Origin of the sequence: Agrobacterium sp. ICMP 6402, assembly GCF_009498615.1 — a bacterium.
GTDB lineage: Bacteria > Pseudomonadota > Alphaproteobacteria > Rhizobiales > Rhizobiaceae > Agrobacterium > Agrobacterium burrii.
This window is the reverse complement of record NZ_QSNV01000003.1, coordinates 55,272-82,217: the sequence shown is the minus strand read 5'-3', so window position 1 is coordinate 82,217 and position 26,946 is coordinate 55,272. Positions and strand designations below refer to the sequence as shown.

The 26,946-nt window shown below is 58.4% G+C and carries 24 protein-coding genes; 9 read left to right on the top strand and 15 right to left on the bottom strand.

Features of this window, described 5'->3' with window-relative positions:
* Positions 1-50 precede the first annotated feature (50 nt).
* The 3 genes from choV to choX form a co-directional block, all read right to left on the bottom strand.
* On the bottom strand, positions 51-1,097 hold the full coding sequence (gene choV, locus DXT96_RS11560) for a choline ABC transporter ATP-binding protein (protein ID WP_153514934.1): 1,047 nt from the start codon (positions 1,095-1,097) through the stop codon (positions 51-53).
* On the bottom strand, positions 1,094-1,945 hold the full coding sequence (gene choW, locus DXT96_RS11555; protein WP_149900002.1) for a choline ABC transporter permease subunit: 852 nt from the start codon (positions 1,943-1,945) through the stop codon (positions 1,094-1,096). The genes choV and choW overlap by 4 nt, the downstream gene beginning before the upstream one ends.
* 187 nt (positions 1,946-2,132) lie before the next feature.
* Positions 2,133-3,035: a choline ABC transporter substrate-binding protein gene (choX, locus tag DXT96_RS11550; RefSeq protein ID WP_369809539.1), complete on the bottom strand. Its 903-nt coding sequence runs from the start codon at positions 3,033-3,035 to the stop codon at positions 2,133-2,135.
* A gap of 385 nt (positions 3,036-3,420) precedes the next feature.
* On the opposite strand from choX, the gene DXT96_RS11545 reads away from it, so the two are divergent.
* From DXT96_RS11545 to DXT96_RS11535, 3 genes are all read left to right on the top strand, one after another.
* The gene (locus tag DXT96_RS11545; RefSeq protein ID WP_149900000.1) at positions 3,421-4,002 is read left to right on the top strand and encodes a thymidine kinase; all 582 of its coding nucleotides are present in this window, start codon (positions 3,421-3,423) and stop codon (positions 4,000-4,002) included.
* Positions 4,003-4,179: 177 nt separating this feature from the next.
* Positions 4,180-4,632, top strand: coding sequence for a pseudoazurin (locus DXT96_RS11540; RefSeq protein ID WP_149899999.1), 453 nt, complete (start codon positions 4,180-4,182; stop codon positions 4,630-4,632).
* A gap of 241 nt (positions 4,633-4,873) precedes the next feature.
* Positions 4,874-6,031 (top strand): DUF2333 family protein, encoded by a 1,158-nt coding sequence (locus DXT96_RS11535; RefSeq protein ID WP_153514932.1) that lies wholly within the window; start codon positions 4,874-4,876, stop codon positions 6,029-6,031.
* 26 nt (positions 6,032-6,057) lie between these two features.
* Here the strand turns inward: DXT96_RS11535 and DXT96_RS11530 are convergent, their stop codons facing one another.
* Positions 6,058-6,774: a LuxR family transcriptional regulator gene (locus tag DXT96_RS11530; protein WP_153514931.1), complete on the bottom strand. Its 717-nt coding sequence runs from the start codon at positions 6,772-6,774 to the stop codon at positions 6,058-6,060.
* Between the two features lie 100 nt (positions 6,775-6,874).
* A complete protein-coding gene (locus tag DXT96_RS11525; protein ID WP_149899996.1) occupies positions 6,875-7,396 on the bottom strand; it encodes a TIGR00645 family protein in 522 nt (173 codons plus the stop codon).
* A 354-nt stretch (positions 7,397-7,750) separates the two neighbouring features.
* Here DXT96_RS11525 and DXT96_RS11520 point away from each other — a divergent pair, with 354 nt between their 5' ends.
* Entirely contained in the window at positions 7,751-9,991 is a 2,241-nt protein-coding gene (locus tag DXT96_RS11520; protein WP_153514930.1) for a TonB-dependent hemoglobin/transferrin/lactoferrin family receptor, read from the top strand.
* Between the two features lie 123 nt (positions 9,992-10,114).
* Here the strand turns inward: DXT96_RS11520 and DXT96_RS11515 are convergent, their stop codons facing one another.
* On the bottom strand, positions 10,115-11,020 hold the full coding sequence (locus DXT96_RS11515; protein ID WP_153514929.1) for an extensin family protein: 906 nt from the start codon (positions 11,018-11,020) through the stop codon (positions 10,115-10,117).
* Positions 11,021-11,302: 282 nt separating this feature from the next.
* On the opposite strand from DXT96_RS11515, the gene DXT96_RS11510 reads away from it, so the two are divergent.
* Both DXT96_RS11510 and DXT96_RS11505 read left to right on the top strand, forming a co-directional pair.
* Positions 11,303-13,492: an anthranilate synthase gene (locus DXT96_RS11510; RefSeq protein WP_153514928.1), complete on the top strand. Its 2,190-nt coding sequence runs from the start codon at positions 11,303-11,305 to the stop codon at positions 13,490-13,492.
* Positions 13,492-14,001, top strand: a complete 510-nt coding sequence (locus tag DXT96_RS11505) for a GNAT family N-acetyltransferase (RefSeq protein ID WP_153514927.1) — start codon at positions 13,492-13,494, stop codon at positions 13,999-14,001. The genes DXT96_RS11510 and DXT96_RS11505 overlap by 1 nt, the downstream gene beginning before the upstream one ends.
* On the opposite strand, the gene DXT96_RS11500 is transcribed toward DXT96_RS11505, so the two are convergent.
* Complete coding sequence (locus tag DXT96_RS11500; protein WP_153514925.1) at positions 13,998-14,945, bottom strand: HD-GYP domain-containing protein; 948 nt, start codon at positions 14,943-14,945, stop codon at positions 13,998-14,000. The two genes, DXT96_RS11505 and DXT96_RS11500, sit on opposite strands and share 4 nt — an antisense overlap.
* 272 nt (positions 14,946-15,217) lie before the next feature.
* Here DXT96_RS11500 and ade point away from each other — a divergent pair, with 272 nt between their 5' ends.
* A complete protein-coding gene (gene ade / locus DXT96_RS11495; RefSeq protein ID WP_153514924.1) occupies positions 15,218-16,912 on the top strand; it encodes an adenine deaminase in 1,695 nt (564 codons plus the stop codon).
* Between the two features lie 69 nt (positions 16,913-16,981).
* On the opposite strand, the gene DXT96_RS11490 is transcribed toward ade, so the two are convergent.
* The 3 genes from DXT96_RS11490 to DXT96_RS11480 all read right to left on the bottom strand — a co-directional run bounded on the left by DXT96_RS11490 (position 16,982) and on the right by DXT96_RS11480 (position 19,919).
* The gene (locus DXT96_RS11490; RefSeq protein WP_153514922.1) at positions 16,982-17,536 is read right to left on the bottom strand and encodes a hypothetical protein; all 555 of its coding nucleotides are present in this window, start codon (positions 17,534-17,536) and stop codon (positions 16,982-16,984) included.
* Between the two features lie 266 nt (positions 17,537-17,802).
* Positions 17,803-18,258, bottom strand: coding sequence for an aminoglycoside 6'-N-acetyltransferase (gene aac(6') / locus DXT96_RS11485; protein ID WP_153514921.1), 456 nt, complete (start codon positions 18,256-18,258; stop codon positions 17,803-17,805).
* Complete coding sequence (locus tag DXT96_RS11480) at positions 18,255-19,919, bottom strand: alpha-glucosidase family protein (RefSeq protein ID WP_153514920.1); 1,665 nt, start codon at positions 19,917-19,919, stop codon at positions 18,255-18,257. Before DXT96_RS11480 ends, aac(6') begins: the two co-directional genes overlap by 4 nt.
* 156 nt (positions 19,920-20,075) lie before the next feature.
* On the opposite strand from DXT96_RS11480, the gene DXT96_RS11475 reads away from it, so the two are divergent.
* Positions 20,076-20,996 (top strand): sugar kinase, encoded by a 921-nt coding sequence (locus tag DXT96_RS11475; RefSeq protein WP_371418844.1) that lies wholly within the window; start codon positions 20,076-20,078, stop codon positions 20,994-20,996.
* A 139-nt stretch (positions 20,997-21,135) separates the two neighbouring features.
* Positions 21,136-22,185, top strand: a complete 1,050-nt coding sequence (locus tag DXT96_RS11470; RefSeq protein WP_149899986.1) for a bifunctional monoglucosyl/glucuronosyl diacylglycerol synthase — start codon at positions 21,136-21,138, stop codon at positions 22,183-22,185.
* A gap of 199 nt (positions 22,186-22,384) precedes the next feature.
* Here the strand turns inward: DXT96_RS11470 and DXT96_RS11465 are convergent, their stop codons facing one another.
* From DXT96_RS11465 to DXT96_RS11445, 5 genes are all read right to left on the bottom strand, one after another.
* On the bottom strand, positions 22,385-22,996 hold the full coding sequence (locus DXT96_RS11465) for a hypothetical protein (RefSeq protein WP_194287624.1): 612 nt from the start codon (positions 22,994-22,996) through the stop codon (positions 22,385-22,387).
* A gap of 122 nt (positions 22,997-23,118) precedes the next feature.
* On the bottom strand, positions 23,119-23,727 hold the full coding sequence (locus DXT96_RS11460) for a DUF2026 family protein (RefSeq protein ID WP_149899985.1): 609 nt from the start codon (positions 23,725-23,727) through the stop codon (positions 23,119-23,121).
* Between the two features lie 196 nt (positions 23,728-23,923).
* On the bottom strand, positions 23,924-25,354 hold the full coding sequence (gene der / locus DXT96_RS11455) for a ribosome biogenesis GTPase Der (RefSeq protein WP_149899984.1): 1,431 nt from the start codon (positions 25,352-25,354) through the stop codon (positions 23,924-23,926).
* A 133-nt stretch (positions 25,355-25,487) separates the two neighbouring features.
* Positions 25,488-26,159, bottom strand: coding sequence for a tetratricopeptide repeat protein (locus DXT96_RS11450; RefSeq protein WP_153514919.1), 672 nt, complete (start codon positions 26,157-26,159; stop codon positions 25,488-25,490).
* 155 nt (positions 26,160-26,314) lie between these two features.
* The gene (locus DXT96_RS11445; RefSeq protein WP_153514918.1) at positions 26,315-26,899 is read right to left on the bottom strand and encodes an NnrU family protein; all 585 of its coding nucleotides are present in this window, start codon (positions 26,897-26,899) and stop codon (positions 26,315-26,317) included.
* Between the last annotated feature and the right edge of the window lie 47 nt (positions 26,900-26,946).

Genomic DNA, 26,946 nt, shown 5'->3' with positions numbered 1-26,946 from the left:
GGGCCATCCATTGCTGAAGGCCCTTTATGCTTTTCTCGCAGAAAAAAATATTATTTTTTTCGGTGCCGGGTCAGCCCGGTCACGATCTCATCTGCGGAAATCGTGCCTATGATGGCGCCATTGTCGACGACACCGATCGCGCCCGAATGTTTCGCAAGCGCATCGAGAATATCGATCAACGGCGATGACGGACGGGCAGTAGCCGCCACGGTCAGCCGCCCGTTTCGTTCGTCGACACCCGGTTTCATCACGTCGGCGGCGGTCAGCATCGAGATCGGGTTCATGTTCTGCACGAAGTCAGCGACATATTGCGTCGCCGGCTGCTTGACGATCTGCTGCGGCGTACCGCACTGGATAATGCGCCCGCCTTCCATCATGGCGATGCGGTTGCCGATGCGGAACGCCTCGTCCAGATCGTGACTGACGAAGAGAATAGTCTTCTTCAGCCGGCTCCGGAATTCCAGAAGCTCGTCCTGCAAACGGCTTCTGATGAGGGGATCGAGCGCCGAAAACGGCTCGTCCATCAAGAGGATCGGCGCTCCGGTGGCGAAGGCCCGCGCCAGCCCCACGCGCTGCTGCATGCCGCCGGAAAGTTCCCCCACCTTGCGGTTGGCCCAGGCAGACAGGTTCACCAGCTCCAGCTGCTCGGCCACCATGCGTTTGCGTTCTGCCTCCGGGGTGCCGGAAAGCTCAAGCCCGAAGCCGACATTGTCGGCCACATTGCGCCAGGGCAGAAGACCGAATTGCTGGAACACCATCGAAACCGTATGCGTGCGCAGGTCGCGCAGCGCCTTCGCCGGGCAGCGATAGGGATCGACATAACCGGACTTGGTCTTCACCCCGACATTGCCGCGAACCACGGGCGCAAGCCCGTTGACGGCCCGAAGCAGGGTCGATTTACCAGAGCCGGAAAGCCCCATGAGCACGAGGATCTCGCCTTCTTTCACCGAAAGCGAAGCATTGGCGACACCGAGCACCAGCCCGGTCTCGCTATTGATCTCGTCACGGGTACTGCCTTTGTCGATCATCGGCAGGGCGGCGTCGGGCCGGTCACCAAAAACGATATCGACATTTCCAAAAATGATGGCGTCGCTCATAGGTCATCCTCCGCACCGGGAAGTCGGAAAAGCCGGTCGAGAACGATCGCCAGTATGACGATGCACAGTCCCGCCTCGAAGCCCATGGAGATGTTGACGGTGTTGAGCGCGCGCACCACCGGAACACCAAGCCCATTGGCGCCGACGAGAGCGGAGATGACCACCATCGACAGCGACAGCATGATCGTCTGGGTCAGACCCGCCATGATCTGCGGCGCGGCGAAGGGAAGCTCCACCTTGCGCAGAACCTGAGACGGCGTCGCACCGAAGGCAACCGCCGCCTCCACCAGCGCCGGCGGCGTCGAGACGATGCCGAGGCGCGTGAGGCGCACCGGAGCCGGAATGGCGAAGATGACGGTGGCGATGAGACCGGGAACCATGCCGAGGCCGAACAGCACCAGCGCCGGGATAAGATAGACGAAGGTCGGGATAGTCTGCATCAGGTCCAGCACCGGGCGCATGCCGGCATAGATCCATTTGCGCCGTGCCGCCAATATGCCGAGCGGTATGCCGATGATCATGCACACGGCGCTCGCGGCCATCACCAGCGCCAGCGTTTCCGTCGTGGCTTTCCAGTAACCGAGATTGATGATGAGCAACAGGCCGAGCGCCGTGAAGAGCGGCATCCCGACCGAACGGCGCGTCCAGGCCGAAAGCGCCGTCAATATCGCAACGATGATCAGCGGATGCGGCGCCTGTAAAACATAAAGCAGGGCGTTGATGACGCTTTGGAAGATGAAAGAAAGCCAATCGAAGAAAAAAGCGAGATTGCCGGTCAGCCAATCGATGGCCTCCTTGGCATATCGGCCGACAGGCAGGCGGTTTTCAGGAGCGCTGAGCCATTCCACGGTAAGAAAAGACCTTTCGTGAACAAATGCAGAAACGACGGCCGGCAGCGGGACTGCCGGACGCGGTGCTGGCGCCTGACCCGCGATGCGGCGAAATTCGCCGGCTGAGGTCAGGCATGGGCATCGTTATTTCCCGCTGCAATCCGGCCTGTCGCACAGGCCGGACGCAGTCATGCATAGTCTTGCGTTAGAGGCCCAGTGCCTTCTTGGCGGCGGGCAAGGCGTCGGCACTGCCGTCCTTGGTCTTGACGTTGGCGAGCCAGGGCTCGATCGCTGCCGGATTGGCCTTCAGCCAGGCGGTCGCTGCCGCTTCGCCCTCAAGGCCGTCATTCAGGATCTTGCCCATGATCTCGTTTTCCATGGGCAGGGAAAATTGCAGGTTCTTCAGAAAAGCGCCGACATTCGGGCACTCCTCGACATAACCCTTGCGCACATTGGTATGGATCGTCGCGCCGCCGAGATTGGGACCGAAGACCTCGTCGCCGCCGGTCAGATAGGTCAGCTTGAAATTCGCATTCATCGGATGCGGTTCCCAGCCGAGGAAAACGATCGGCTCGCCGGATTTTTCCGCACGGGCAACCTGCGACAGCATGCCTTGCTCGGAGGACTCCACCACCTCGAAAGATTTCAGGCCGAAACTGTCCTTGGCCACCATGTCGAGGATCAGACGATTACCGTCATTGCCCGGTTCGATGCCGTAGATCTTGCCGCCGAGGTCCTTGCTATGGGTGGCGATGTCCTTGAAGTCCTTGATGCCGAGTTCGGCGCCCTTGGCGTTGGTCGCCAGCGTGTATTTGGCGCCCGTCAGGTTTTCACGCAGCGTCTCAACAGATTTGTCTTCGCGGTAAGGCGCGATATCGCCTTCCATGGTCGGCATCCAGTTACCGAGGAAGACGTCGATATCCTTGTTTTTTAGTGATGTATAGGTAACGGGTACGGAGAGAAGCTTGACGTCGGTTTCATAACCCAGGCTTTTCAGAAGTACGGTGGCGGTCGCCGTTGTGGCCGTGATGTCGGTCCAGCCAACATCTGAGAAACGCACCGTACCGCAACTTGCCGGCTCGGCGGCATTGGCCGCGCTGAACGTCATGGAGGAGATTGCTGCGGCCAGGGCCAGACAGCGGCTTCTATTTGCAAACATCGTTTGCTCCCTTTTTTTTCGTTCCCTTGCCATTATCAATATCTGCCGGCCACAATCAACTCGCGTGCATTTGCGTGCTTTGGCCCACCGTTTGCGACAAAACCGTGAAAATGTCGGTCTTTAGCCGTGTAATGTCGAGAATGGTAGGCCGCGGAAATCTGTGTTTTTTCCATCTCCGCACTTTTCAACCCGCTTCTTCGCCGTCAAAAGACGCAGATTGCAGCATCGGTTCAGGAATCAGAATCGGTTCCGCGAGGCGCAATGCGCCGATTCAACAAGTTGGAGCATGGTTGCGACGCGTCTGAAGGACGCAAAGGCGCTCCGGGAGTGGATAATGGCAAAACTCTATTTCAATTATGCGGCGATGAATGCCGGTAAATCGACCATGCTGCTGCAGGCGTCCTATAACTATCAGGAACGCGGCATGCGCACGCTGATCTTCACGGCCGCCTTTGACGATCGGGCGGGTGCCGGCCGGGTCGCATCACGCATCGGCCTTTCTTCCGACGCCCGGACCTTCGACGAAGGCACTGATATCTTCGCCGAAGTGTCGGCCCTCAACGCCGAAGCCCCGGTCGCCTGCGTATTCATCGACGAAGCCAATTTCCTGTCGGAACACCATGTCTGGCAGCTGGCCGGCATTGCCGACCGGCTGAACATCCCGGTCATGACCTACGGTCTGCGCACGGATTTTCAGGGAAAGCTTTTCCCGGCCTCGAAAGAACTGCTCGCCATTGCCGACGAACTTCGCGAAATCCGCACCATCTGCCATTGCGGCCGCAAGGCGACGATGGTTGCCCGTTTCGACAATGAGGGCAATGTCGTCAAGGAAGGCGCGCAGATCGATGTCGGCGGCAACGAAAAATACGTTTCCTTCTGCCGCCGCCACTGGGTGGAAACCGTGAAGGGCGGCTAGAGCAAAATGCGTCTGAACGAAAAGTCAGAGCGTTTCCACGATTCAACGAAAGCGGAAACGCTCTAACTCTGCGTCCGGTTGCCGCATTTGATTTTTCGCAAAGATGGCTGCCCTGCTCCTGCGCTAAGACGACGGGGACACATTCGCGTGGATGTGCTTTCTCTCAGGAGCAAAATTATGCAGAACAAAACTGCCAAATTCGCCAGCCTCGCCATCATCGCAGGCCTTTTCGCCTTTCCCGCCCTCTCGGCTGAAATCGAAGTGAAGATGCTCAACAAGGGCAGCGACGGTCAGGCGATGGTCTTCGAACCGGCAACCGTCAAGGCAGCCGTCGGTGACGTCATCACCTTCGTCCCCGTTGACAAGGGCCATGATGCGGCAGCTGTCAAGGAAATGATCCCCGAAGGTGTCGCCGACTTCAAGGGCAAGATGAACGAGACGGTGAAGGTCACAGTCGACAAGGAAGGCGCCTATGTCGTCAAATGCACACCGCATCTCGGTATGGGCATGGTAGCGCTGGTCGTCGTGGGCGATGCGCCGCCGGCCAATCTGGATGCCGTCAAGAATGGCAAGCTGCCGAAAAAAGCCCGCGACCGTCTGAACGCCGAGATCGCCAAGCTCGGCCTGTAACCGCCTATCCCCGCGGCTTCGCGGCGGCTGGTATCCGGTCAGGCAATCTTAGCCTACCGGACAGCCGACGCGGACCGCAGGTTGAGAAAAGTTTCGCAATCATGTTGTATCCCGGTTGACCGGGACATATCTGGAAGACAGTAAATGACCGTGGTTTTTCCGAAGCGCCGAAGGGCGCCCGATTGAACCGCGGATTTTTCTTCCGGCGTCCAGCCCCACGGGCAGAGGAGACTATGACGACATGATCGACCGGATCACCGCATTGATTCAGGCAGCCTTCAACGCCATTGGCAAGGCCGCCGGCATGGTCGTCGCCTGGCTTTTGTGGCCCTTCATGGCCGCCCATGGCTGGTATCGCGACCGCAACTGGATCATCAAGGGACCGATCGCTCTGGTTCTCATCCTGCTTGCCGGCTTTTATGGATATTTCGTCTGGCAAACGCAGGTCTGGAGCAATTTCGACCCGGATTACGTGGCGCGCTACAAGCTGGCGGAGCGAACGGTTTCTCCCGGACTGGAACTGCCGGTAGCGACCCCGGCTGCGTCCGCCGGCGCGACTGGCGCTGCCGCAAACACATCCGCACCGGTGTGCCAGCGTTCAGCCATCGTCGACGCCGCCATCGATCTCACCGACTTCAACGTCAACCAGAATGCGTGGATTTCCTCCATGCTGCTCTACCGTCTCGGCCTCTTCGGCATGGACTGGGACAGCACGCCGTTTCTGGACAACAAGGCGTCCTTCCAGCGCGGCGTGAACCAGGCCGTGCGCCGTACCTCGGTGGAACTGGTGGATACGCTTGGCCGCGTGCGCGGAACCTCTGGTATCAACAACAATCTCCAGGAAGCGCGTGGCAACATGCAGTTCAGCGAATATTCCTGGTATTTCGGCCTCGACCCCTTCGGCCCGAAGACGCCAACGCCCAGCTATTACCGCGCCGCCATCCGCAGCTTCCAGGCTTTCAACGGCGAACTGACCGCCTGTAAGGCCGTCTTCGATACCCGCGCCGACAACCTCATCCAGTTCATCGACCGCATTGCCGGCGATATCGGTTCCACATCGGCTATTCTGCGCGAGCGTTCGGAAAACTATAATGGCGGCTGGTTCGACACCCGTGCCGACGACCGTTTCTGGTTCGCCTATGGCCAGCTCTACGGTTATTACGGCATATTGTCCGCCGCCGGATCGGATTTCGCGCAGGTCATTCGCGAACGCAACCTGACCAATCTCTGGAACGACACGCTGACACAGACCCGCGCCGCCCTTCGCATTCAGCCGGCGATCATTTCCAATGGCGACGAAAGCGGCTGGATCATGCCGTCGCATCTTGCCACCATGGGATTTTACGTGCTGCGGGTTCGTTCCAACCTCGTCGAGCTTCGCTCCGTTCTCGACCGCTGACAATGGAGCCGGCTTTTGCGGCCGGCTCAGTCTATCAGGCGCTGACGTATGGTCTTTGCCACCAGCTGCGTGCGGTTGACGCAGTCGAGCTTGCGCATCGCGTTATTCATATAGGTATTGACGGTGTGCTCCGAGATGGAGAGAAGCTCGGCGATCTCCACGGAAGTCTTGCCCTGCGCAGTCCAGCGCACCACGTCAAGTTCGCGTTTCGTCAAGGGTGACGGGCTTTTCGAGCCGATGCGGCAAAGGCGATCATAGACCTCCAGAGCATGCAGCACGATCATGCCCAGTTCATTCAGCGACGCCTGCGACAGGGCATCGCGATCACCCGCAAAATTCATCAGATGCCGGTTTCCGCTCATGCCGCTGACCGGCACCATGAGCCCGGAGGTGATGCCGATGCTGCCAAGCGATGCCCCCGCTTCCGCCAGCGTTCCGCAGGCAATATCGGCATCTTCCAGAGACCAGTATTGCGGCATCATCGATGAGGCGCCACGCTTGATAACGGGACACTCGCCAAGTGCACCATTCGCGGTCATCGCATTCACAACCCAGACCGGCAGGCTGCTTTCCACAACCGTTGGCAAGGCATAGGCATTGCTGCCGCCGGGTAATTTCATCAGCGTCACATGCGCATAGCCGAACGCGCGCATTACCTCTTGCAGCGCCATCAGCCATTGCTGCCTGTCGGCGGCGGCCGACAGGTCACGGCAAAGTCTGGCCTGGCGCTCCGTTTTCGACATTCAGCCACCGCCACCCGATGGGCGCAAAATACCCCAATGTGAGAAACAGACAGCTGGGGCGAAGACGGTTGCGACCTTCATGACGGGCGGACCACCTGGATTAAAGCGCTGGGTTTTCGGACTTGTCCTTCGGCTTGGCCATCAGTTTTTCCAGAAAACCGAGCATAACCGCCGAGACGACAAAAGCCAGATGGATGATGGTGAACCACATCAGCTTGCTGTCCGAATATTGGTTGGCGTTGAGGAATATCTGCAGCAGGTGGATGGACGAAATCGCCACGATCGACGATGCGACCTTGATCTTCAGACTGCCGGCGTCGAGCTTGCCCAGAAACGAAACCTCGGCATCCGCATTATCAAAGCGGCTGACGAAATTCTCGTAACCGGAAATCATCACCATGACGATCAGGCTGGCGACCAGCGCCGCATCGATCAAGCCAAGCATGGCGAGGATCATATCCGACTCGTCGTAAATAAAGACGTTTTTTGCAACCTTCAGGAACTTGAGCGCGAAGGAAAACGCATAAACCGCCAGCGCCGCGACAAGCCCGAGATAAAAGACGACGAGCAGCCAGCGGCTGGAGAGGATGATCCGCTCGACGAGCAGTTCAAGAGACTTCATTTCCGTATCCGATAAATAATCTGTTTACTGTTGGAGCATGCTTTCTTTCGCCATGTAAACTGGCTGCGAATATCCTAGCAAGCGGCAATGTCGGGACTTTGGCGGCATCGTGGCGTTTTTTGCCGCATTCGGCGTCTGGAAGACGCCACTACAGCCCGTAACATTTCTGCAACATACCGTTATGCTTTAAAACATGATGCGAAAAGTCATATATAATATGTTGACAGTTATCATCATGTTTTCTAGTCCTCGCTTATCGGCTCGCCCGTAACAATTCAGAACATTTTCAGCCGCGCACAAGTGCGGCGCGTTTTTGCGCGCCGTGTCTATTCGCGCGCCTACCGGGGGTAATTAATGTCCATCTCGCGCACGCATTCCGCGCTGCTTCTGTGCACTGCCATGTCTCTTCTGCCGCTTGCCGGCCCCGCACGGGCGCAGGATGCCGCTTCGCAGGCGAACGACACGACGACGCTTGAAAAGATCGTGGTCAAGGGCAAGCGCGTCAAAAGCGTAAACGCCGCCGCCGATACGCCGCTGGCAAGCCAGACGACGGCGGAAGAGATCAGGAAGAAAGACATCGGCAGCATCAAGGATCTCGGAAACTCGACCGAGCCGGGCGTCGATTATGTGGATTCCAAGCCCGGCCGACCCGGCGGATTGTTCATTCGAGGCCTCGGTGGCGCTCGCGTCGTAACGCTGATTGACAATATTCCCGTTCCCTACTTCAACAATTTCGCCCGCCAGGGGCAGGCCACCACCACGCTCAGCGATACGAATTCGAGTTTCGATTTTTCGTCGCTCTCCACGGTTGACGTGGTGCGCGGTGCGGATTCCAGCCGTATCGGCTCCGGCGCTCTTGGCGGCGCGCTCGTGCTGCGCACACTCGAGCCGGAAGATCTGATCGGCGAAGGCAAGGATTGGGGCGGCGTTGCCAAAACCACCTATGACAGCGAAGACAGAAGCGTCGGCGGATCGCTCGCCGTGGCCAAGAAGATCGAGAACACCTCGGTCCTGTTCCAGGGTTCTTACAAGCGCGGCAACGAAACGGACAACAAGGGCACGGCCGATATCTACGGAACACGCCGCACCAAGCCCAACCCGGCCGACACCTATGAAAGTAACCTGATGTTCAAGATCCGTCAGGATCTTGAAGGCGGCCATCGCATCGGCCTGACAGCCGAGCGTTATTCGCTGAGAAACCGCAGCGACATGAAGACCCTGCAGGGTGTCAGCGTTTCGGGATCGACCTACCGCATCGGCGACTATAGGGGCTACGAGGACACCGAGCGCGACCGCGTCTCACTCGATTACGAATACGAAGCGCCTTCGACCGACGGCCTGATCGATGCCGCCAATCTGTCGCTTTACTGGACGCGTCTTTCCAAGGAATCCGGCGCTGGCGACCGACTGACCAATAATTCGCTCTATATCCGCGAAGACAGCATGCGCAACAGCGCATTTGGCATCGTCGGCGGCCTTGAATCCGGTTTCGAACTCGGCGGTGTGCAGCACACGGTCCGTTTCGGCGGCAACGCCATGACGACCGATTTCAGCCAGGAGCTTTTCGCCAACACGGCCGGTTCAACCTCCTCGTCGCAGTCCGACATGCCTGACGTGAGCGGCAAGAGCCTCGGCCTTTATCTCGATGACGAAATCGCGTTTGGCAACGGCTTCCGCCTTACCCCCGGTTTGCGCTTCGATTCGTATGATTACGATCCGGATGGTTCGGTATCCAGCAACAGCGGTTACAACACCTTTGGCCTGCCAAGCGGCAACAGCGGCTCGCGCTTCTCGCCAAAACTGCTTGCCACCTATGACGTGACGCCGGAACTGCAGCTCTTCGCACAATGGTCGATGGCCTATCGTGCGCCGACAATCAATGAATTGTACCTGAACTTCTCGAATATCAGTTCCGGTTACGCGGTGGTCGGTAACTCCGCCCTCAACCCTGAAACCAGCAATGGTTTTGAGATCGGCGCAAACTATGCCTCCGGCGACCTGACAGGCGGCCTGACGCTGTTCCACAACAAATACAAGAACTTCATCGAGCAATACACGACATCGACCACCCTCTTCCCCGGTTTCGGCGGCAGGGGCAACGGCTCGCTCTTCACCTATCGCAACCGCAACAATGTCGAAATTTCCGGTGTGGAAGCCAAGGTCCGCAAGGAACTCGCGAACGGCTTCTTCGCCCATGCCTCGCTCGCTTATGCCTATGGCAAGGACACCGACACGAATGAGTTCATTCGCACGGTCGCGCCGTTCAAATCCGTCGTCGGCGTCGGCTACGCGCAGGAAACCTGGGGCACGGAATTCACCGGCATCTTCTCCTCCGGAATGCGTGACGACAAGGTGGCGACCACCTTTGACGCACCCGGTTACGGTATCTTCAACCTGACCGGATGGTGGGAGCCTGAACAGACGAAGGGCCTGCGCATTCAGGCCGGCGTCTACAACCTGTTCGACAGGCAATACTGGAATGCGGTCGGCGTTCGCGACGTTAATCCCAACGCCGTCAGCACCGTCAATCAGCCGGTTGACTTCTACACGGAAGCCGGCCGCACCTTCAAAATCTCTCTGACCCAGAAATTCTAAACCCGGGCAGAAACATCATCTCCAGTCGGGGCGGCCTTCGGGTCGCCCCTTTTTTTGAGCATTTCCAGTAAAAGTGCGTAGCGGTTTTACGTCTGGAAAATGCGTCAAAACAAAAACCTCTAGTCACCGGCAATAGAGGTAACCGCCCTTTCGCTCCAGTACATCGAGATGCAGGTGGTCCTGATGGGTGGCATCACTGCCGGGGGAAAGAACGGTGCGGAAGAACAGGCAGGCGGCAGCCGTAATCGTGCGCTGGAAGGCGCCTTCCGGCGTTCCGTCCTCGCCGCGCGGCTTCATTACCAGCGGCTCGCCCTTGTCGAAGGCGATGGTGGAAATATCCACCGCATTACCCTTGGCATGTTCGGAAATCTTGCCCGTTTCGGCACTGTTGCGGTTGCGGCAAATATAGGTCGAGGCATTGGCGATCGCCGTCACCTTCTTCTCCGGCATCGCAAGCGCCGCCGCTGGCAGCATCATCTCCCTGGTCCAGCGGGAAAGGGCGAGCGCGGTTTCGCAGCGCATGGTGCCTGACGGTTCGAGCTTGATATCAGGCAGAACCATGGAAAGCTCAATCGGCGCTTCAATGCCGCAGCCCTGTTCTTCGTCCCGGATCGGTTCAAGCTTCTTGAATTCCGCACCGATTTCCTTCAGCGCACCAAGGCAGGCCTCAAGTGCCGCCGGGTCTTCCGGCTTTACCGGCTCCGGTGGTTTCTCCGGTTTTGCCGCTTCGTCAGCCGGTTTCTGTTGTTCCCCGCCATCCTTGCCCTCGCTTTTCCCCTTTGCATCATCGGAACCCTTATCAGCGGGTGTCTTCTCACCATCCGGTTTCTGCTCTTCCGGAGCCTGCGGCTTCGGGACCGGTTTCGGCGCTTCCACCGGATCTTTCGCCTTTTCGTCGGCGGGTTTTTCCGAGGGGGTGGAGGATTGCGCCTCACCCGGTTTAGGCTGTGGCACCGGCACCTGCGCCGGGGGTTCCGAGGCGGAAATCAATGCGAGGCTGGTTACCAGAAGACACAGGCGATGAAGCATTTTATGGGGCACTCCTGACCGTTTCGGCAGGAGAGCAACGCAGCAGCAGCCGGTAAGGTTCAGTCCCTCACCGAAATCCGCTTGCCAAGGCGGATTGCGCAGGCTAACAATTTTGCCATGAACATCGTGTCTATGAACATTGCTAACTGGTGGTGGAGCAGCTTTACGCGGCCTTGACCAGTCATGTCTTCAGACAAAGTCCAAGCCGCCCGAATTTTCAGGCGGCTTTTTTGTTATTATGCCGCCTGTCATCGGGCCTGAACAACGGGAAGTATGAGAGAAATGGTAACGATCATTCAGGATGACGGAGCGGAAACCTACGAGACGAAAGGCGACATAAAAGTCAGCCGCAAGCGTCGGCCCGCCGAGTATGCCAGCGCCATCGATAATTATATCGAAAAGCTCGATTCCCATCGCGGCGCGGTTTTTTCGTCCAACTATGAATATCCGGGCCGTTATACCCGCTGGGATACGGCCATTATCGACCCACCGCTCGGCATTTCCTGTTTTGGCCGCAAGATGTGGATCGAGGCCTATAACGGACGCGGCGAAGTGCTGCTTTCCTTCATCACTGAAAAGCTGAAAGCGACGCCCGATCTTACCCTCGGTGCATCCTCCACCCGCCGCCTCGACCTGACAGTCAACGAACCGGACCGCGTCTTCACCGAAGAAGAACGCTCGAAAATTCCGACCGTCTTCACCGCGCTCAGAGCTATCGTCGATCTCTTTTATTCGAATGCGGATTCTGCCATCGGCCTGTTCGGCGCCTTCGGTTACGATCTCGCTTTCCAGTTCGACGCGATCAAGCTGTCGCTTTCGCGCCCGGAAGACCAGCGCGACATGGTGCTCTACCTGCCCGACGAAATCCTCGTCGTTGACCACTATTCCGCCAAGGCCTGGATCGACCGTTACGATTTCGAAAAGGCCGGCGTGACGACGGACGGCAAGTCCTCCGACATCACACCCGATCCCTTCAAGACCACCGATACGATCCCGCCCAAGGGCGATCACCGCCCCGGCGAATATTCCGAGCTGGTGGTGAAGGCCAAGGAGAGCTTCCGTCGCGGCGATCTGTTCGAGGTCGTTCCCGGCCAGAAATTCATGGAGCGTTGCGAAAGCAATCCGTCGGCGATTTCGCGCCGCCTGAAGGCGATCAACCCTTCGCCCTATTCCTTCTTCATCAATCTCGGCCATCAGGAATATCTGGTCGGTGCCTCGCCGGAAATGTTCGTGCGCGTCTCCGGCCGCCGCATCGAGACCTGCCCTATCTCAGGCACCATCAAGCGCGGCGACGACCCGATTGCCGATAGCGAGCAGATCCTCAAGCTGCTCAACTCGAAGAAGGATGAGTCCGAACTCACCATGTGTTCGGATGTGGACCGCAACGACAAAAGCCGCGTCTGCGAGCCGGGCTCGGTGAAGGTCATCGGCCGCCGCCAGATCGAGATGTATTCGCGCCTCATCCACACGGTTGACCACATCGAAGGCCGCCTGCGCGACGACATGGATGCCTTTGACGGCTTCCTTAGCCACGCCTGGGCCGTCACCGTCACCGGCGCACCAAAACTATGGGCCATGCGTTTCATCGAAGGTCATGAAAAGAGCCCGCGCGCCTGGTATGGCGGCGCGATCGGCATGGTCGGCTTTAATGGCGACATGAACACCGGGCTGACGCTGCGCACCATCCGCATCAAGGATGGCATTGCCGAGGTTCGCGCCGGTGCGACGCTGCTTAACGATTCCAATCCGCAGGAAGAAGAAGCAGAAACCGAACTGAAGGCTTCCGCCATGATATCAGCCATTCGTGATGCCAAGGGCACCAACTCTGCCGCCACCAAACGCGATGCCGCCAAGGTGGGCACCGGCGTCAAAATCCTGCTCGTCGACCACGAGGACAGCTTCGTGCACACGCTGGCGAATTATTTCCGCCAGACGGGTGCAACGGTCTCCACCGTCAGATCGCCGGTCGCCGCGGACGTGTTCGATCGCTTCCAGCCCGATCTGGTCGTTCTGTCGCCCGGCCCCGGCAGCCCGACGGATTTCGACTGCAAGGCGACGATCAAGGCCGCCCGCGCCCGTGATCTGCCGATCTTCGGCGTCTGCCTCGGTCTTCAGGCCCTGGCGCAAGCCTATGGCGGAGAGTTGCGCCAGCTTGCGGTGCCGATGCACGGCAAACCTTCGCGCATCCGCGTACTGGAGCCCGGCCTCGTCTTCTCCGGCCTCGGCAAGGAAGTGACCGTTGGCCGTTACCATTCGATCTTCGCCGACCCCGCCACCCTGCCGCGTGATTTCATCATCACCGCGGAAAGCGAGGACGGCACGATCATGGGTATCGAACACGCCAAGGAACCGGTGGCCGCCGTGCAGTTCCACCCGGAATCGATCATGACGCTCGGCCAGGACGCCGGCATGCGGATGATCGAAAACGTGGTGGTGCATCTGACCCGCAAGGCAAAGACGAAAGCGGCGTAATGGTTTTCACCGACGCGATTGCCATCGAGCCGATCCGTGCGGAGCATGTTGAAAGCTTTCACCATGCTCTCGATACGGTGTCGCGGGAGCGGAAATATCTGACATTTGTGGAGGCGCCACCGCTTGAGGCGATTCGTACCTTCGTTCTCGGCATGATCGATAACGGCCATCCGCAATTCGTGGCGATCGCGGATGGCTCGGTTGTCGGATGGTGCGATATTCGCCGGGAGATCAGACCGACCCACGCCCATCGCGGTTCACTTGGCATGGGTATCTTGCCCGCCTATCGCGATAAGGGATTGGGCACGCGACTGATGCGGCAAACGCTCGACGCGGCTAGCAAACTCGGCTTGCACCGCGTCGAACTCAGCGTGCACGCCGATAATCAAAGGGCGATTGCGCTTTACGAAAAAATCGGATTCGCGCATGAGGGCCGTAGCCGCGACGCTGTTCTGATCGACGGACGTTACATTGACAGCCTGAACATGGCGATCATCTTCGGCAACTAAGCCCTCGGCAGCGAGGCGGAGATGCACAGCGCGAACTTCTTCAGCAGCTGCATGTCGAAATGGCCTTCCCGGCGCAGCATCCATGTCAGTGCTTCATTCGCCGTCCAGGGCTTCTTGTAGGGCCTGACCGAGGTGACGGCATCATAGACGTCGCAGATCGCCGCAATGCGGGCGTAAAGGCTGATCTCGGCACCTGAGCGGCCGCTCGGATAACCGCCGCCATCCATCCGCTCGTGGTGGTTGAAGCAGACATCGAGAACCATCTCCGGCATCTGCGCGTTGCGCGACAGGATATCGCGTCCGAAGGCGGGATGGAGATTGATGATCTCCCGCTCACTGGAGTTCAGCCCATCCGCCTTGTTGAGGATCGACGAGGGAATTTCCACCTTGCCGATATCATGCAGCAGGCCGCTGATGCCGAGCAGATCAACCGTTGCCTTATCCAGCCCGAGATAGCAGCCGAAATGCATCATCAAACCGCTGACGGATACCGAATGCACGAAAGTTGTTTCGTCTTTCGATTTCAGGCGGGTAACGCCGATGAAGATCGCCGGGTTTGACTGCACCGCTTCGGAAATCTTGCCCGTTGCCGCCGCCATGCCTTTCAGCGAAACACCACCGCCGGCTTCTGCGACCGCAAAGGTCTCCGCAACCGCATCAGCTGCCGAACGAACGGCATGGCTGACGGCTACCGTGATTTCAGAGCAACTGCCCGGTTGTACGAGGGCAGGTACGCCGGCCCCCGACCTGCCTTCGATATCATTTCCCCGCGCCGTATTGATGACGATGCTTTCCGCGCCGCTCGATTTCAGCTGGCGCACCACATCCTCATGCCGCAGGAGAAACCGATGTCGTTGCATAATCTGCCGGTTCGACAGCGTTCCCTCGACCGCCTCGATAAACATGCCAACAGTTAGTTGCCGGGTGGAAATTCGCTTAAGCATCAGACGCTTTTATTTTCCTTCCCGGGAATGATAACGTGACCCGCTATTGATAAAAACTAACGTAAAACCAGCCTTCAGACGGATAAATATAAGCCCGCCGAACTATTTAACTCTGCAACACAGAACATAAGATAGCACGAATATGAAAATTATTTACTCAGGATATATTTAAAAAACGAAGAATCAATCTGAATACAGCAAGAAACAACCTGAGAATGTAAATATTGATAATTCTCGCATACGACGTAAACCAGGAACCGAAGAAGAACAGCATGAATTCGAAACTTGAAACGCGCATCGATCAGGGTACGGGCCGTGAACCGGCAGATATGGTTCTTAAAGGCGGACGCTTCTTCGACCTCGTGACCGGGGAACTTGTTGCTTCGGATATTGCCGTCTGCGGCGATACCATCATCGGTACCTGCGAGAACTATCGCGGCCGCCGGGAAATCGATATTACCGGCAAGATTGTCGTTCCGGGTTTCATCGATACGCATCTTCATATCGAATCATCGCTCGTCACCCCGCATGAGTTCGACCGCTGCGTTTTGCCCTATGGCGTCACAACGGCCATTTGCGACCCGCATGAGATTGCCAATGTTCTGGGAGTGGAAGGACTTCAATTCTTCCTCGACAGCGCCATGGAAACCATCATGGACGTCCGCGTGCAGCTCTCCTCCTGCGTGCCCGCAACCCATCTGGAAACCTCGGGCGCCGATCTGCCGATCGAGAAGCTTTTGCCGTTCCGCAATCACCCGAAGGTCATCGGGCTTGCCGAATTCATGAATTTTCCGGGCGTCATCCACAAGGACCCGGTATGCATGGCAAAACTGGAGGCCTTTCAGGGCCAGCATATCGACGGCCACGCGCCGCTTCTCTCCGGAACGGCACTGAACGGTTATCTCGCAGCCGGCATCCGCACCGAACATGAATGCACGAGTGCACCGGAAGCATTGGAAAAAATCCGCAAGGGCATGCATATTCTCGTACGCGAAGGCTCTGTGTCAAAAGACCTGCATGCCCTGATGCCGATCATCACCGAACGACTGTCGCCCTATCTGGCGCTGTGCACGGATGATCGCAATCCGCTCGATATCGCCGAACAGGGCCATCTCGACTATATGATTCGCACCGCCATCGCCAGCGGCGTTGAACCGCTCGCCATCTATCGCGCCGCCTCGATTTCCGCCGCGAAAGCCTTCGGCCTGCGCGACCGCGGCCTCATCGCACCCGGCTGGCGCGCCGATCTCGTGGTCATCGATAGTCTGCAGAACTGCAAGGCCAGCATGGTGCTTTCCGGCGGACGGATCGTCGATGATGCCCTGTTTGCCACCCGCAAGCCGGTCTCCCCTGTCGGTCTCGACAGCGTCAAGGCAAGGCCGGTGCTCGCTTCCCATTTTGGCGTGCCCGTCACCGAAGGCGAAAGCCCTGTCATGGGCGTGCTTCCCGGCAAGATCATTACCGAACATCGCCGCTATAAACTACCGACGGACGGTAACCAGACGACGGTCGATCTCGAGAACGATATCATCAAGGTCGCCGTCATCGAACGCCATGGCAAGAACGGCAACCACGCCAACGGTTTCGTGCAGGGCTTCGGCCTGAAGAAAGGCGCCATCGCCTCCACCGTCGGCCATGACAGCCACAATATCTGCGTCGTCGGCGTCAGTGAGGACGACATGGCGCTCGCCGCCAATCGCCTTGGTGAAATCAAGGGCGGTTTCGTGGTGGTCGAAGACGGCAAGGTGACCGGCGAAATCCCGCTCCCCGTTGCCGGGCTGATGAGCCTCGAACCCTATGAGACGGTGCGCGATACGCTGCATACCTTAAGAAAGGCAGCCTATGCGCTAGGCACCACGCTGGAAGAACCCTTCCTGCAGGTAGCCTTCCTGCCCCTGCCCGTCATTCCGCATCTGAAGATTTCGGATATGGGCATGGTGGATGTCGACCGGTTTGCGTTGATCTGATGATGGCGTTTATCGGCCGGAAGCAGCGCAAAACATCCAATTCGTGTTTCTGAGGCGACGGGAGCGGCCTTAAGCTTTGGTTTCTGCAGGCCAGGTAACGTAATAATATTTGCCCGCGACCCTGCCAAAATAGGCGTTTTTTCCGCTTGCCTTGTCGACATAGCTACCGCTTCCGCCCTTGGAAAGCGCTCCATCTTCGCCGCGTTTCAGCTCGGTGTTCAGGAAATCGACCCAGTTGGTCTTGGCGATATAAGTGGCAGTCGTCGGCTTGGCGTTTTTCTGGTTCGGATCCCAGGCATTGATCGATTTGCCCTGCGTGGGGTCCGAAACCTGCAAACGCCCACTCTCAAGAGCACCCATCATCGACCGGGCACGCAGGTACTGCATCGGATCGTCGCCTGCTGTCGAAAGCTTGACCTTCAGGCTCCGCATGAAGGCGGCCGATGCGAGATAGTCGGCTGAAGAGGCTTTTGGCGTTTGATCCGTTGTCGATGATGCGCGGACCGATGATTGTCCGGAAGGGAAAATATTTCTGATGGAGGGAGCAGCCGCCTGACCTTTGGCGCGTGCGGACGTGGAATTACTGGCGGTGGCCTGATTCCAGTTTTTGATTGAAACGGACATGAAAATCCCTGCTTCACTTAATGATTAGCGGCCGAAAAATCTGTAGCGCCTCAATGATTAATAATCAAAACTTGCCCAAGGCTTGAAATATAAAATATTAATACAATTAAAATCCTTAAATTGTTTTTTTGGCGTAATTATAAATAACAATCATTTTCATAATAAAAAAATTATTATTTTAGACTAAATTTATATTATAAATAACACTATTTAATTTTAGAAAAAAACCGGCATCTCATCGAGACCCACCCAGGGAAGTATCGAGGTTATGAAGCGGAGGTCAGCAGTTTGCGGAAATAAACCACCCGCTCCGTTTCCTCAAACCCCAGCGCCGTATGCATGCGATGTGAATCGACGTTTGCAATATCGGCATCGGAGGCAAGCTCGCTGACGCCCTGGCCAACCGCCCAGCGGGTCACCTCGGCCACCAGCGCTGCGGCGATGCCTTGGCCGCGAAACGCCTCCTCGACATAAATTCCCTCGAGAAACGCCACAGGCGAGGTATCGCAGCCGTTGACGTAGTCCCGCCGCAGACTGACCTCGGCAAAACCGATAGCCACTCCGGCGGGATCATGGACAATCAATCCAGCACCGGTTTCGGAGACGCCCTGCAATTCCGCCATATGTTCGGCGGGCGAGGTATCCGGCCACAGGCGGTGCCGCAGCAGGCACCAGTCATCCCGATAGTCGGCAGCGTTTCCAATAACGAATTGACCACTCATGCAACGATCCCACAAAACACATCCAGCCCCTCAAGCTTCACTATCCCCGCATCGAACAGCGGCGCAAAATCCGGCATCGGCAGGATATCCGTGACGCGCATGGTCTTGGGCAGCGGAAATTCCACCGGCTCCCGGGTCAGGTTGAAAACGAACAGCAGCTTTTCATCGCCCTTGTGGCGGGTGAAGGCCAGCACGTCGAGATTGGTTTTGATGAAGCGTATGTCCCCGTCGCGCAATGCGCCATGGCTTTTGCGGAAAGACAAAACTGCGCGATAGTGGTTCAGCACCGAGTCCGGCTTGCGCTCCTGCGCGTCCACCGCCTGCATGGCATGGACATAGGGCACCGGCAACCAGGGCTTTTCAGCGCTTGAAAAACCGGCATTCGGCTTACCGGTCTCCCACACCATCGGCGTGCGGCATCCGTCGCGGCCCTTGAAGGCGGGCCAGAAACGAATGCCATAGGGGTCGCGCAGATCCTCGAAGGCGAGTTCCGCCTCGGTCAACCCCAGTTCCTCGCCCTGATAAAGACATATCGAGCCGCGCAGGCTGGCCAGAACGCAGATGGCGAGCTTCGCCACCCGTGTCTGCTCCTCCACGCTTTCGGAAAAGCGGGTGAGATGGCGCACCACATCATGGTTGGAAAAGGCCCAGCACACCCAGCCATCCGTGACCACCTTTCCGAAGGTTTCCACCGAGCCGCGCAGATGTTTCGCGCTGAAATCCGGCCCCAGCAGGTCGAACGTGTAGCACATGTTGAGCTTGTCATTACCGGATGTATAGGATGCCACCGTCTTCAGTGAACGCGCCCCGTCCCCTACTTCGCCAACGGTGGCACGTCCCTCATATTCGTTGAGAAGCGCACGGAAGCGCTTGAGGAAGGCAACGTTTTCCGGCCGCGTCTTGTCGTGGAGATGGTCCTGCATACCGTAGGGATTGACGTCGGAGGCATCGAGACCAAAACTTTCGTCATCGAAAAGCGGCGGGTTGTCGCGCAACAGCTTGTCGTGGAAATAGTGATTGACGGTATCGAGCCGGAAACCATCCACGCCGCGATCGAGCCAGAACCGCACGGTTTCCAGGAGCGCATCCTGAACCTCGGCATTGTGGAAATTGAGATCCGGCTGCGAGGCGAGGAAGCTGTGCATGTAATATTGCTTGCGCACGCCGTCCCATTCCCATGCCGGCCCGCCGAACACGGAAAGCCAGTTGGTGGGCGCGGTGCCATCCGGCTTGGGATTGGCCCAGACGTACCAGTCGGCCTTGCTGTTGATGCGGCTGGCACGGCTGTCCACGAACCAGGGATGTTTGTCGGACGTATGTGAAATGACCTGATCGATAATGACCTTCAGCCCCAGCCGGTGCGCCTCGGCCATCAGAACATCGAAATCGGCAAGCGTGCCGAACATCGGATCGACATTGCAATAATCGGAAACATCGTAGCCCATATCGGCCATGGGCGAGGTGAAAAACGGCGAAAGCCAGATGGCGTCGACGCCCAGCGACGCGATATAGGGCAGACGTTTCGTAACCCCGGCAAGATCGCCATATCCGTCGCCGGTCGTGTCCTGAAACGAGCGCGGATAGACCTGATAGATCACCGCTCCCTTCCACCAGTCCGATTGCGCTTGAGGTTTGTGGACCGGGGCATGGGGTAGCGTCATCGGCGATCTCCTGATGGTGTCTGGCCGGGAGAATATAAAGCTGTCGCGGCCACGTAAACCGGAACTTCGCACACGCACAATCGACCAGAACCGCACTTGTCAGCGGCGTTCGCCCGTCGTAAGCCGCATGGCTGGATAAAACGGGAGGATGACGGCGTGGGTGGACGGTTTCTGTCGATTGGCGAATGCATGGTGGAACTGTCGCAGGCCGGCAACGGGCTGCTGCGCAAGGGTTTCGCCGGGGATACGTTCAATACCGCCTGGTATGCGCGCGCCTGCCTGCCGGAAGACTGGTCCGTCGATTATTTCACCGCACTCGGCGATGATCCGCTTTCGGAAGATATGCTCGCCTTCATCGCGGAAGCCGGCATCGGCACGGAAAAAATCCGTCGCATCAAGGGCGGCACGCCCGGCCTTTACCTCATCAACCTGAAAGACGGCGAGCGCACCTTCAGCTACTGGCGCAACGCCGCCGCCGCAAGACAGCTGGCGGCCGATGCGGACCACCTGCGCCAGACGGTGGAAAGCGCCGACGTCATCTATTTCTCCGGCATCACCCTCGCCATTCTCGCCTCCGCGCATGATGTCGATACGTTTCTGGCGGAACTTCGCCGCGCGAAAGCGGCCGGCAAGCCCGTGGTCTTCGATCCAAACATCCGCCCGCGTCTCTGGGCGGACAAGGACACGATGCTGGAAACGATCACCAATGGCGCACGCGCCGCAACGCTCGTCATGCCGAGTTTCGATGACGAAACCAGCCATTTCGGCGATGTCTCCGTGGAAGCAACCATCGACCGTTATCGTTCGCTGGGCGTCGAAAACATCGTCGTGAAAGACGGAGTAAAGGGTGCCACGCTCGATTTCGGCGGCAACCGCAGCCACGCGCCAGCGGTGGAAGCCGTGGACGTGGTGGACACGACAAGCGCGGGCGATAGTTTCAACGGCGCGTTCCTCGCCCGTTACGTGACCGGCAGTTCACCCGAAGAAGCCGCCACTTTCGCCGCAAGGGCAGCGGCAACCGTCATCGGCCATCACGGCGCGCTGATCAGCCCCGAGCTTCTGCCGCTGGTCGGATAGGCGGGGAGGTTGCCCTGAACAGGGACGATATTGACCGTCATACGGCCTGACATGATCCTGTAACACGCACGCCGCATATACGGGCGGAAGCCGGGCAATGGGGAATCGCCTGCGCGCAGATGAGCAGGATCAGTGTTTCATGACGAGAATCACGATTGTCACAGATGCCTGGCACCCGCAGGTCAACGGCGTGGTTCGCTCGATCGAAAACACCAATACCGAGCTGGCGCGGCTTGGTGTGGATGTGAACATGGTCACGCCGCAGAGTTTCTACAGCATCCCCTGCCCCACCTATCCGGAAATCCGCCTCTCGGTTGCCGGTTATCGCCGTGTGGCGGCGGAGATCGAAAAAAGCCAGCCCTCCTTCGTACACATCGCCACCGAAGGTCCGCTGGGTTTCATGGCACGGCGCTGGTGCGTGAAAAACCACATGCGTTTTTCCACCAGCTATCACACCCGCTTCCCCGAATATGTCGCGGCGCGTTTTCCAATCCCGGAAAGCTGGCTTTATGCGTTCGTGCGCTGGTTCCACAATGGCGGTAACACCTGCATGGTGGCGACCCCAAGCCTTGAGACCGAGCTGGAAGCGCGCGGCGTCAAGAACCTGAAGCGCTGGAGCCGCGGCATCGATGCCGAACTGTTCCACCCGCGCCCGAAAACGACGCTGCCTTTCGATCTGCCGAGACCGATCTTCATGACCGTCGGTCGTGTGGCGGTGGAAAAGAACCTGCCGGAATTCCTCGACCTCGACCTGCCCGGATCGAAGGTCGTCATCGGCGACGGCCCGGCCCGCCACGAATTGCAGGAAAAATATCCCGGCGTGCTGTTTACCGGCGTCAAGACCGGCGAAGAGCTTGCCGACGCCTATGCGCAGGCCGATGTCTTTGTTTTCCCTTCCAAGACCGACACTTTCGGCAACACCATTCTGGAAGCGCTGGCAAGCGGCGTGCCCGTGGCCGCCTTCCCCGTTACCGGGCCGATTGATATTCTCGGTGGCAATCCCGGTGCGGGGGCACTGGACGACAATCTTCGCAATGCCTGTCTGGCGGCGCTTCATTGTTCGCCGCAGGAGGCGCTGGCACTTTCCAGAAGCTACAGCTGGGAAAAGGCCTCGCGGCAATTCCTCGACAATGTCATCCACGCGGCGGGAAAATCCCTGCCGCTCCTGTCGCGTTCACAGCTTGCCTGAAGGCAGGCACATCCCCGGTTTTTTTTGCGCGGGGACAGTGGACGAAACATGACGGGAATGTCACAAGGCAATCAGGACGCGACCGCCGTTATCTTTAGAACGGGGTCGGGCTGCTGATTGACGTCAGGCGGTTGCCGCGAGATTACGCTGGCCGTCCTATTTCCCGATGATACGCCGCCAGCCCCCTTGAGATGCCGCTTCAGGATAAAGCAAGCAGCTCTTTTTGCTGGGCTGCGGACCATTGATTGATCTTCTCGATAATCTCCATTGGCGCCATCGGCAGGGCGCTGTTGGGGATGACAGCCACCGTCCCGTGAAAAACCAGCACCAGACTATCCTGCGGCGTGAGTGCGAGATGGTAGCGCGCCCAGCTCAGCTGCACGGTATCCAGTCTTGTGACCTGCTTGTAACCCTCGGGTCCTATCTCCACCTGTGTGTGAGGCGAATACATCCGATCATTGGCAATATTCCAATGTGCCAGGACCTCGTAATAGGATTTCATCTCCCTTCTCGAGCCCCGCGAGACAATGAACCATATGGCGAGGGCCACAAACGGTGCGGGTGCAAACACCCAATAACCGACCACCGGCCAGACGCCGGGAAACCACGGCAGACTTATGGAATAGATGGCAGCGGCAGCCAGTCCCGCAAACGAGGATAGATGCGCTCTTGCCGAGGCAAAATGGCGCTTCCAGGACTTGTCACAAATCATACTGTAATTTTCATAGGCCTGATTTTGATAGCCGTAGACATAATAAGGCACATGTTTCGGGTCGGGCATGAAGCTGATTGAAATGGTGTCATCGGCCATAGGAGCACATCAATCCCGTCCCTGATGCAGTTTAATCTGCGTAACAGGGTTGCCCTTATAAATCAAAAGACCTTTCGCTGCCGAAACCTTTAGGGATCAGCGCCGTGCGGCAAAACCCGCCTTCACCATGCTCCGGAAAGCATTTGCCCGGAAAGCGGCACAGTCCGTGCCTTGCCATCCCGATCCGTCACCGACAATGATGCCGACATCTGTTTCGGCGACTTGCGGAACCAGTTGGCGGCGACGCTTGCCATATCGCCGAGCATCGCGTGGCGGTGCCAGTCGGCAAAGCGTTTTGCCGTCGCTTCAGGTTCTGAACGGTAGAAGAAATCGCCGGATTGCCCGAGATCGTTGATGGACGCCGCCATCGCCGACAGCGGGCGCTGAAACATCTTCGGCGGCACTGACAGGCCCCGCGCACTATCCGAAAAAGCCGGCGTCATGAAATCGATCGCCCATCCATCCGCCTCGACCCAGCAATGGAAATTGTCGCCCGCGCCCGTCACGTAACCATCCTCGCGATGATCCGCGAACAGCAGAACCTTGCCTCCGAGATTATAGGCGGCAAGCCCGCCCTTCGGCACAGCTTTCACCTTGTAGTGCTGCTGGAGAATGAACGCACCGAATGTGCTGAAATACATGGAAGCCGAAGCGGGATCGGCGTTCTGGCTGAGAAGCAGGCTGTTGATGACCCGGTAAATCCGGTGATAGTCGGTCTGCTTGATCAACATGGCTTTTCACTCTTCTAAGGCAGGACGTTGGACGAGCGTCCGCCGCTTGTTTCTTCTCCCCGAGGGGGAGAAGGTCGCGGCAGCGGGATGAGGGGCGAGGCCGTCGATATGGGAGAGGTTGCCCCCTCATCCGACCCTTCGGGCCACCTTCTCCCCGGCGGGGAGAAGAAATACGCCGCGACGCCTCACGTCAAAATCAACGCCGCTTCTTCGCCTTACTCTCAAACGGATTATCGGACCCGCGATAATGCACGCGGATCGGCACGCCCGGCATGTCGAAATCCTTGCGCAGGCCGTTCACCAGGTAACGCGTATAGCTCTCCGGAATAGCTTCCGGGCGAGTGCAGGAAATCATGAAAGCCGGCGGGCGGGCTTTTACCTGCGTCATATATTTCAGCTTCAGGCGACGGCCGGAAACGGCCGGCGGCGGATGCTGCGTGGTCTGTCCATCCAGCCAGCGGTTCAGCTTGGCGGTCGAGATACGGCGGTTCCAGACCTTGTCCGTATCGATGATGCTCTGCATCAGCCGGTCGAGACCATAACCCGTCTGGCCGGACATCGGCACGGCGCGAATGCCACGCGCCTGCGGCAGAAGCCGCTCGGTCTTCTCACGCAGATCGGCAAGATAGGCCTGCGGGTCTTCAACCAGATCCCACTTGTTGAAAGCGAGCACGGCGGCGCGGCCTTCGCGGATGACGAGATCGACCAGCTGCAGATCCTGCTTTTCGAACGGGATGGTGCTGTCGAACACGATCACCACCGTTTCGGCAAAACGGATGGAGCGCAGCGAATCCGCGACCGAAAGCTTTTCCAGCTTCTCCGTCACCTTGGCCTTGCGGCGCATGCCGGCCGTATCGAACATCTTGATGGTGCGGCCGCGCCAGTCCCATTCAACGGAAATGCTGTCGCGGGTAATGCCGGCTTCCGGGCCGGTCAGCAGGCGGTCTTCGCCGAGGAACCGGTTGATGAGCGTCGACTTGCCCGCATTCGGTCGGCCGATGATGGCGACGCGCAGCGGCTTGGTCTCGTCATAGACGGGCTCTTCGTCTTCTTCTTCCTCGCTGCCCGGCTCAGTGCGCGGAAGCACGATGTCGGTCTCCGCCTCGTCCACTTCAGGCGGGAAAGCGACGTCTTCGCCAATCGCCTCGACAATGGCGTCGCGCAGGTCGATCATACCCTGGCCATGTTCGGCCGAGACAGGGCAAGGCTCGCCAAGACCGAGGGTGAAGGCGTCATAGAAGCCGGCATCGGAACCGCGCGCTTCGGACTTGTTGGCCACCAGCACCACCGGCTTGCCGCGACGGCGCAGCATCTCGCCCAGCGTCTCGTCGGCGGGCGTCAGGCCAGCCTTGGCGTCGATGACGAACAGCGTCACATCGGCCTCGTCGATCGCCGCTTCGGTCTGCGCCCACATCCGGCCCTGAAGCGTTTCCGGCCCGGATTGCTCCAGACCAGCGGTATCGATGATGGTGAAGCGCAGGTCGATGAGCTTCGCATCGCCGGGACGGCGGTCACGGGTCACACCCGGCGTGTCGTCCACCAGCGCCAGCTTCTTTCCGACCAGACGGTTGAAAAGGGTGGACTTGCCGACATTGGGGCGCCCGACTATGGCGACGGTGAAGCTCATTGTTGTCTGTTCCTTAGAGCAAGTCTGCCCAAAACGTTACCTGTTTTGGGCAAAAGACATGCGTAAAATAAAGAGTTGGATCGCTTTGGCAATGCGAAGATATGCCGGGACGATCTGGCTCGGAGAAGCGGCTTTAAGCAGCTTTGCCCGAAGCGGTGATATTGTCGAGCATGATCTGCGCGCGGTTCGTCACATTGCGCGGCGCCTGCGTGTCGCTGATGATCTGCTCGAACCATTGTTTGGCCTTGGCGAAATCGCCGGCCTTATAGGCGGCAAGACCCAGCGCCTCACGGGCGGAGGCGCGCATGGTCTGGCCTTCGGCGCTCAAAGGCTCGGCCAGCGCAACCACCTGATCATAGGTGCCGTTATCGACCAAAAGCCATGCAGCGCGCACCTTGGCCGTGTCACGAAACACCTGCGGTGCCGAAGTATCGTTGCCGATGGCGGTGAAAGCGGCGATGGCGCCGGCCGCATCACCCTTCTGCGACAGCAGCGTGGCTGAGCGGAACTTCGCCAGAACCGGATAATTGCCGTGGCCGGAGGTTTCGAGATCGGCAAACGCCTTCAGCGCTTCATCCGTCTTGTTTTCGGAAGCAAGCGTCAAGGCCGCCAGAAACTGGTCGCCGGAATTGGAAGCGCGGCTGGTGTTCCAGTATTCGTAGATACCGGCGCCAGCGGCACCGACAACCACGAGAATGGCGGCGCCGACGACCACGATACCGTACCGGCCCCAGAAGCGCGACAGCTGCTCGGAGCGGATCTGCTCGTTCACTTCGCGGATAAAGGTATCATTTTCGTTTGCCATCAAATTCTCCGTTACCCGCGCGGAGATCGTTACCGATCCATCCGTCTGCGGACATACCAAGCCGCTTACCCGGACAGGCATAAGCATGGCCGACCGGGTCATGGTCGGCCTTCTAGCCTATTTTACCTGATATGTAAGGGGGAAACGTCGATTTCCTACATCGCGATGGGCTGAACGCCGATCAACCATTCGTGCAGTTTCAGGATGAAAGCCCCCCAGAGAACGATGCCGCCGACAATGGCCACCAGATCGTAGCGGCCCGAGACGAACGAACGAACCACTTTTTCGCCCGCTCTCTCGCGACGCTTCAGCGAAATCCGCATCACCACACCCCAGGCGAGGAACGAGGCAAAGAGCAGGATCGAAGAGGTTTCGCCATTCGCCAGAAGATGGGCGAGCGCCCAGATCTTGACGGCGAGGATGAGCGGATGTTTCGTCTTCGTCGCAATGTGGCCAGCCGGTATGAGGCTGGCGATAAGACAGATCATCGCCGGCAGCATCAGGGTCACGGCAAGATGGCTCGTCCAGACCGGCGGATACCACAACATGCCCGTCTCCTGCCGGGCTTCCCCGAAGGCATAGATGACGAGACCGAGCGTGATGAGGCTGGCGAGGGAATAGACGCCCTTGAAAGGACCTTCACCCATTTTCGCGATCAGCCGCGCGCGAAATTGCGGCGCAAAAACTCTTAAAAGATGCGTCAGGAAAAACAAGGCAAGACAGAGTACGAGAAAAAGCATGAAACACAGTCCCCGGTGGATCGGAACGCGGCCAAAATAACCGCGAG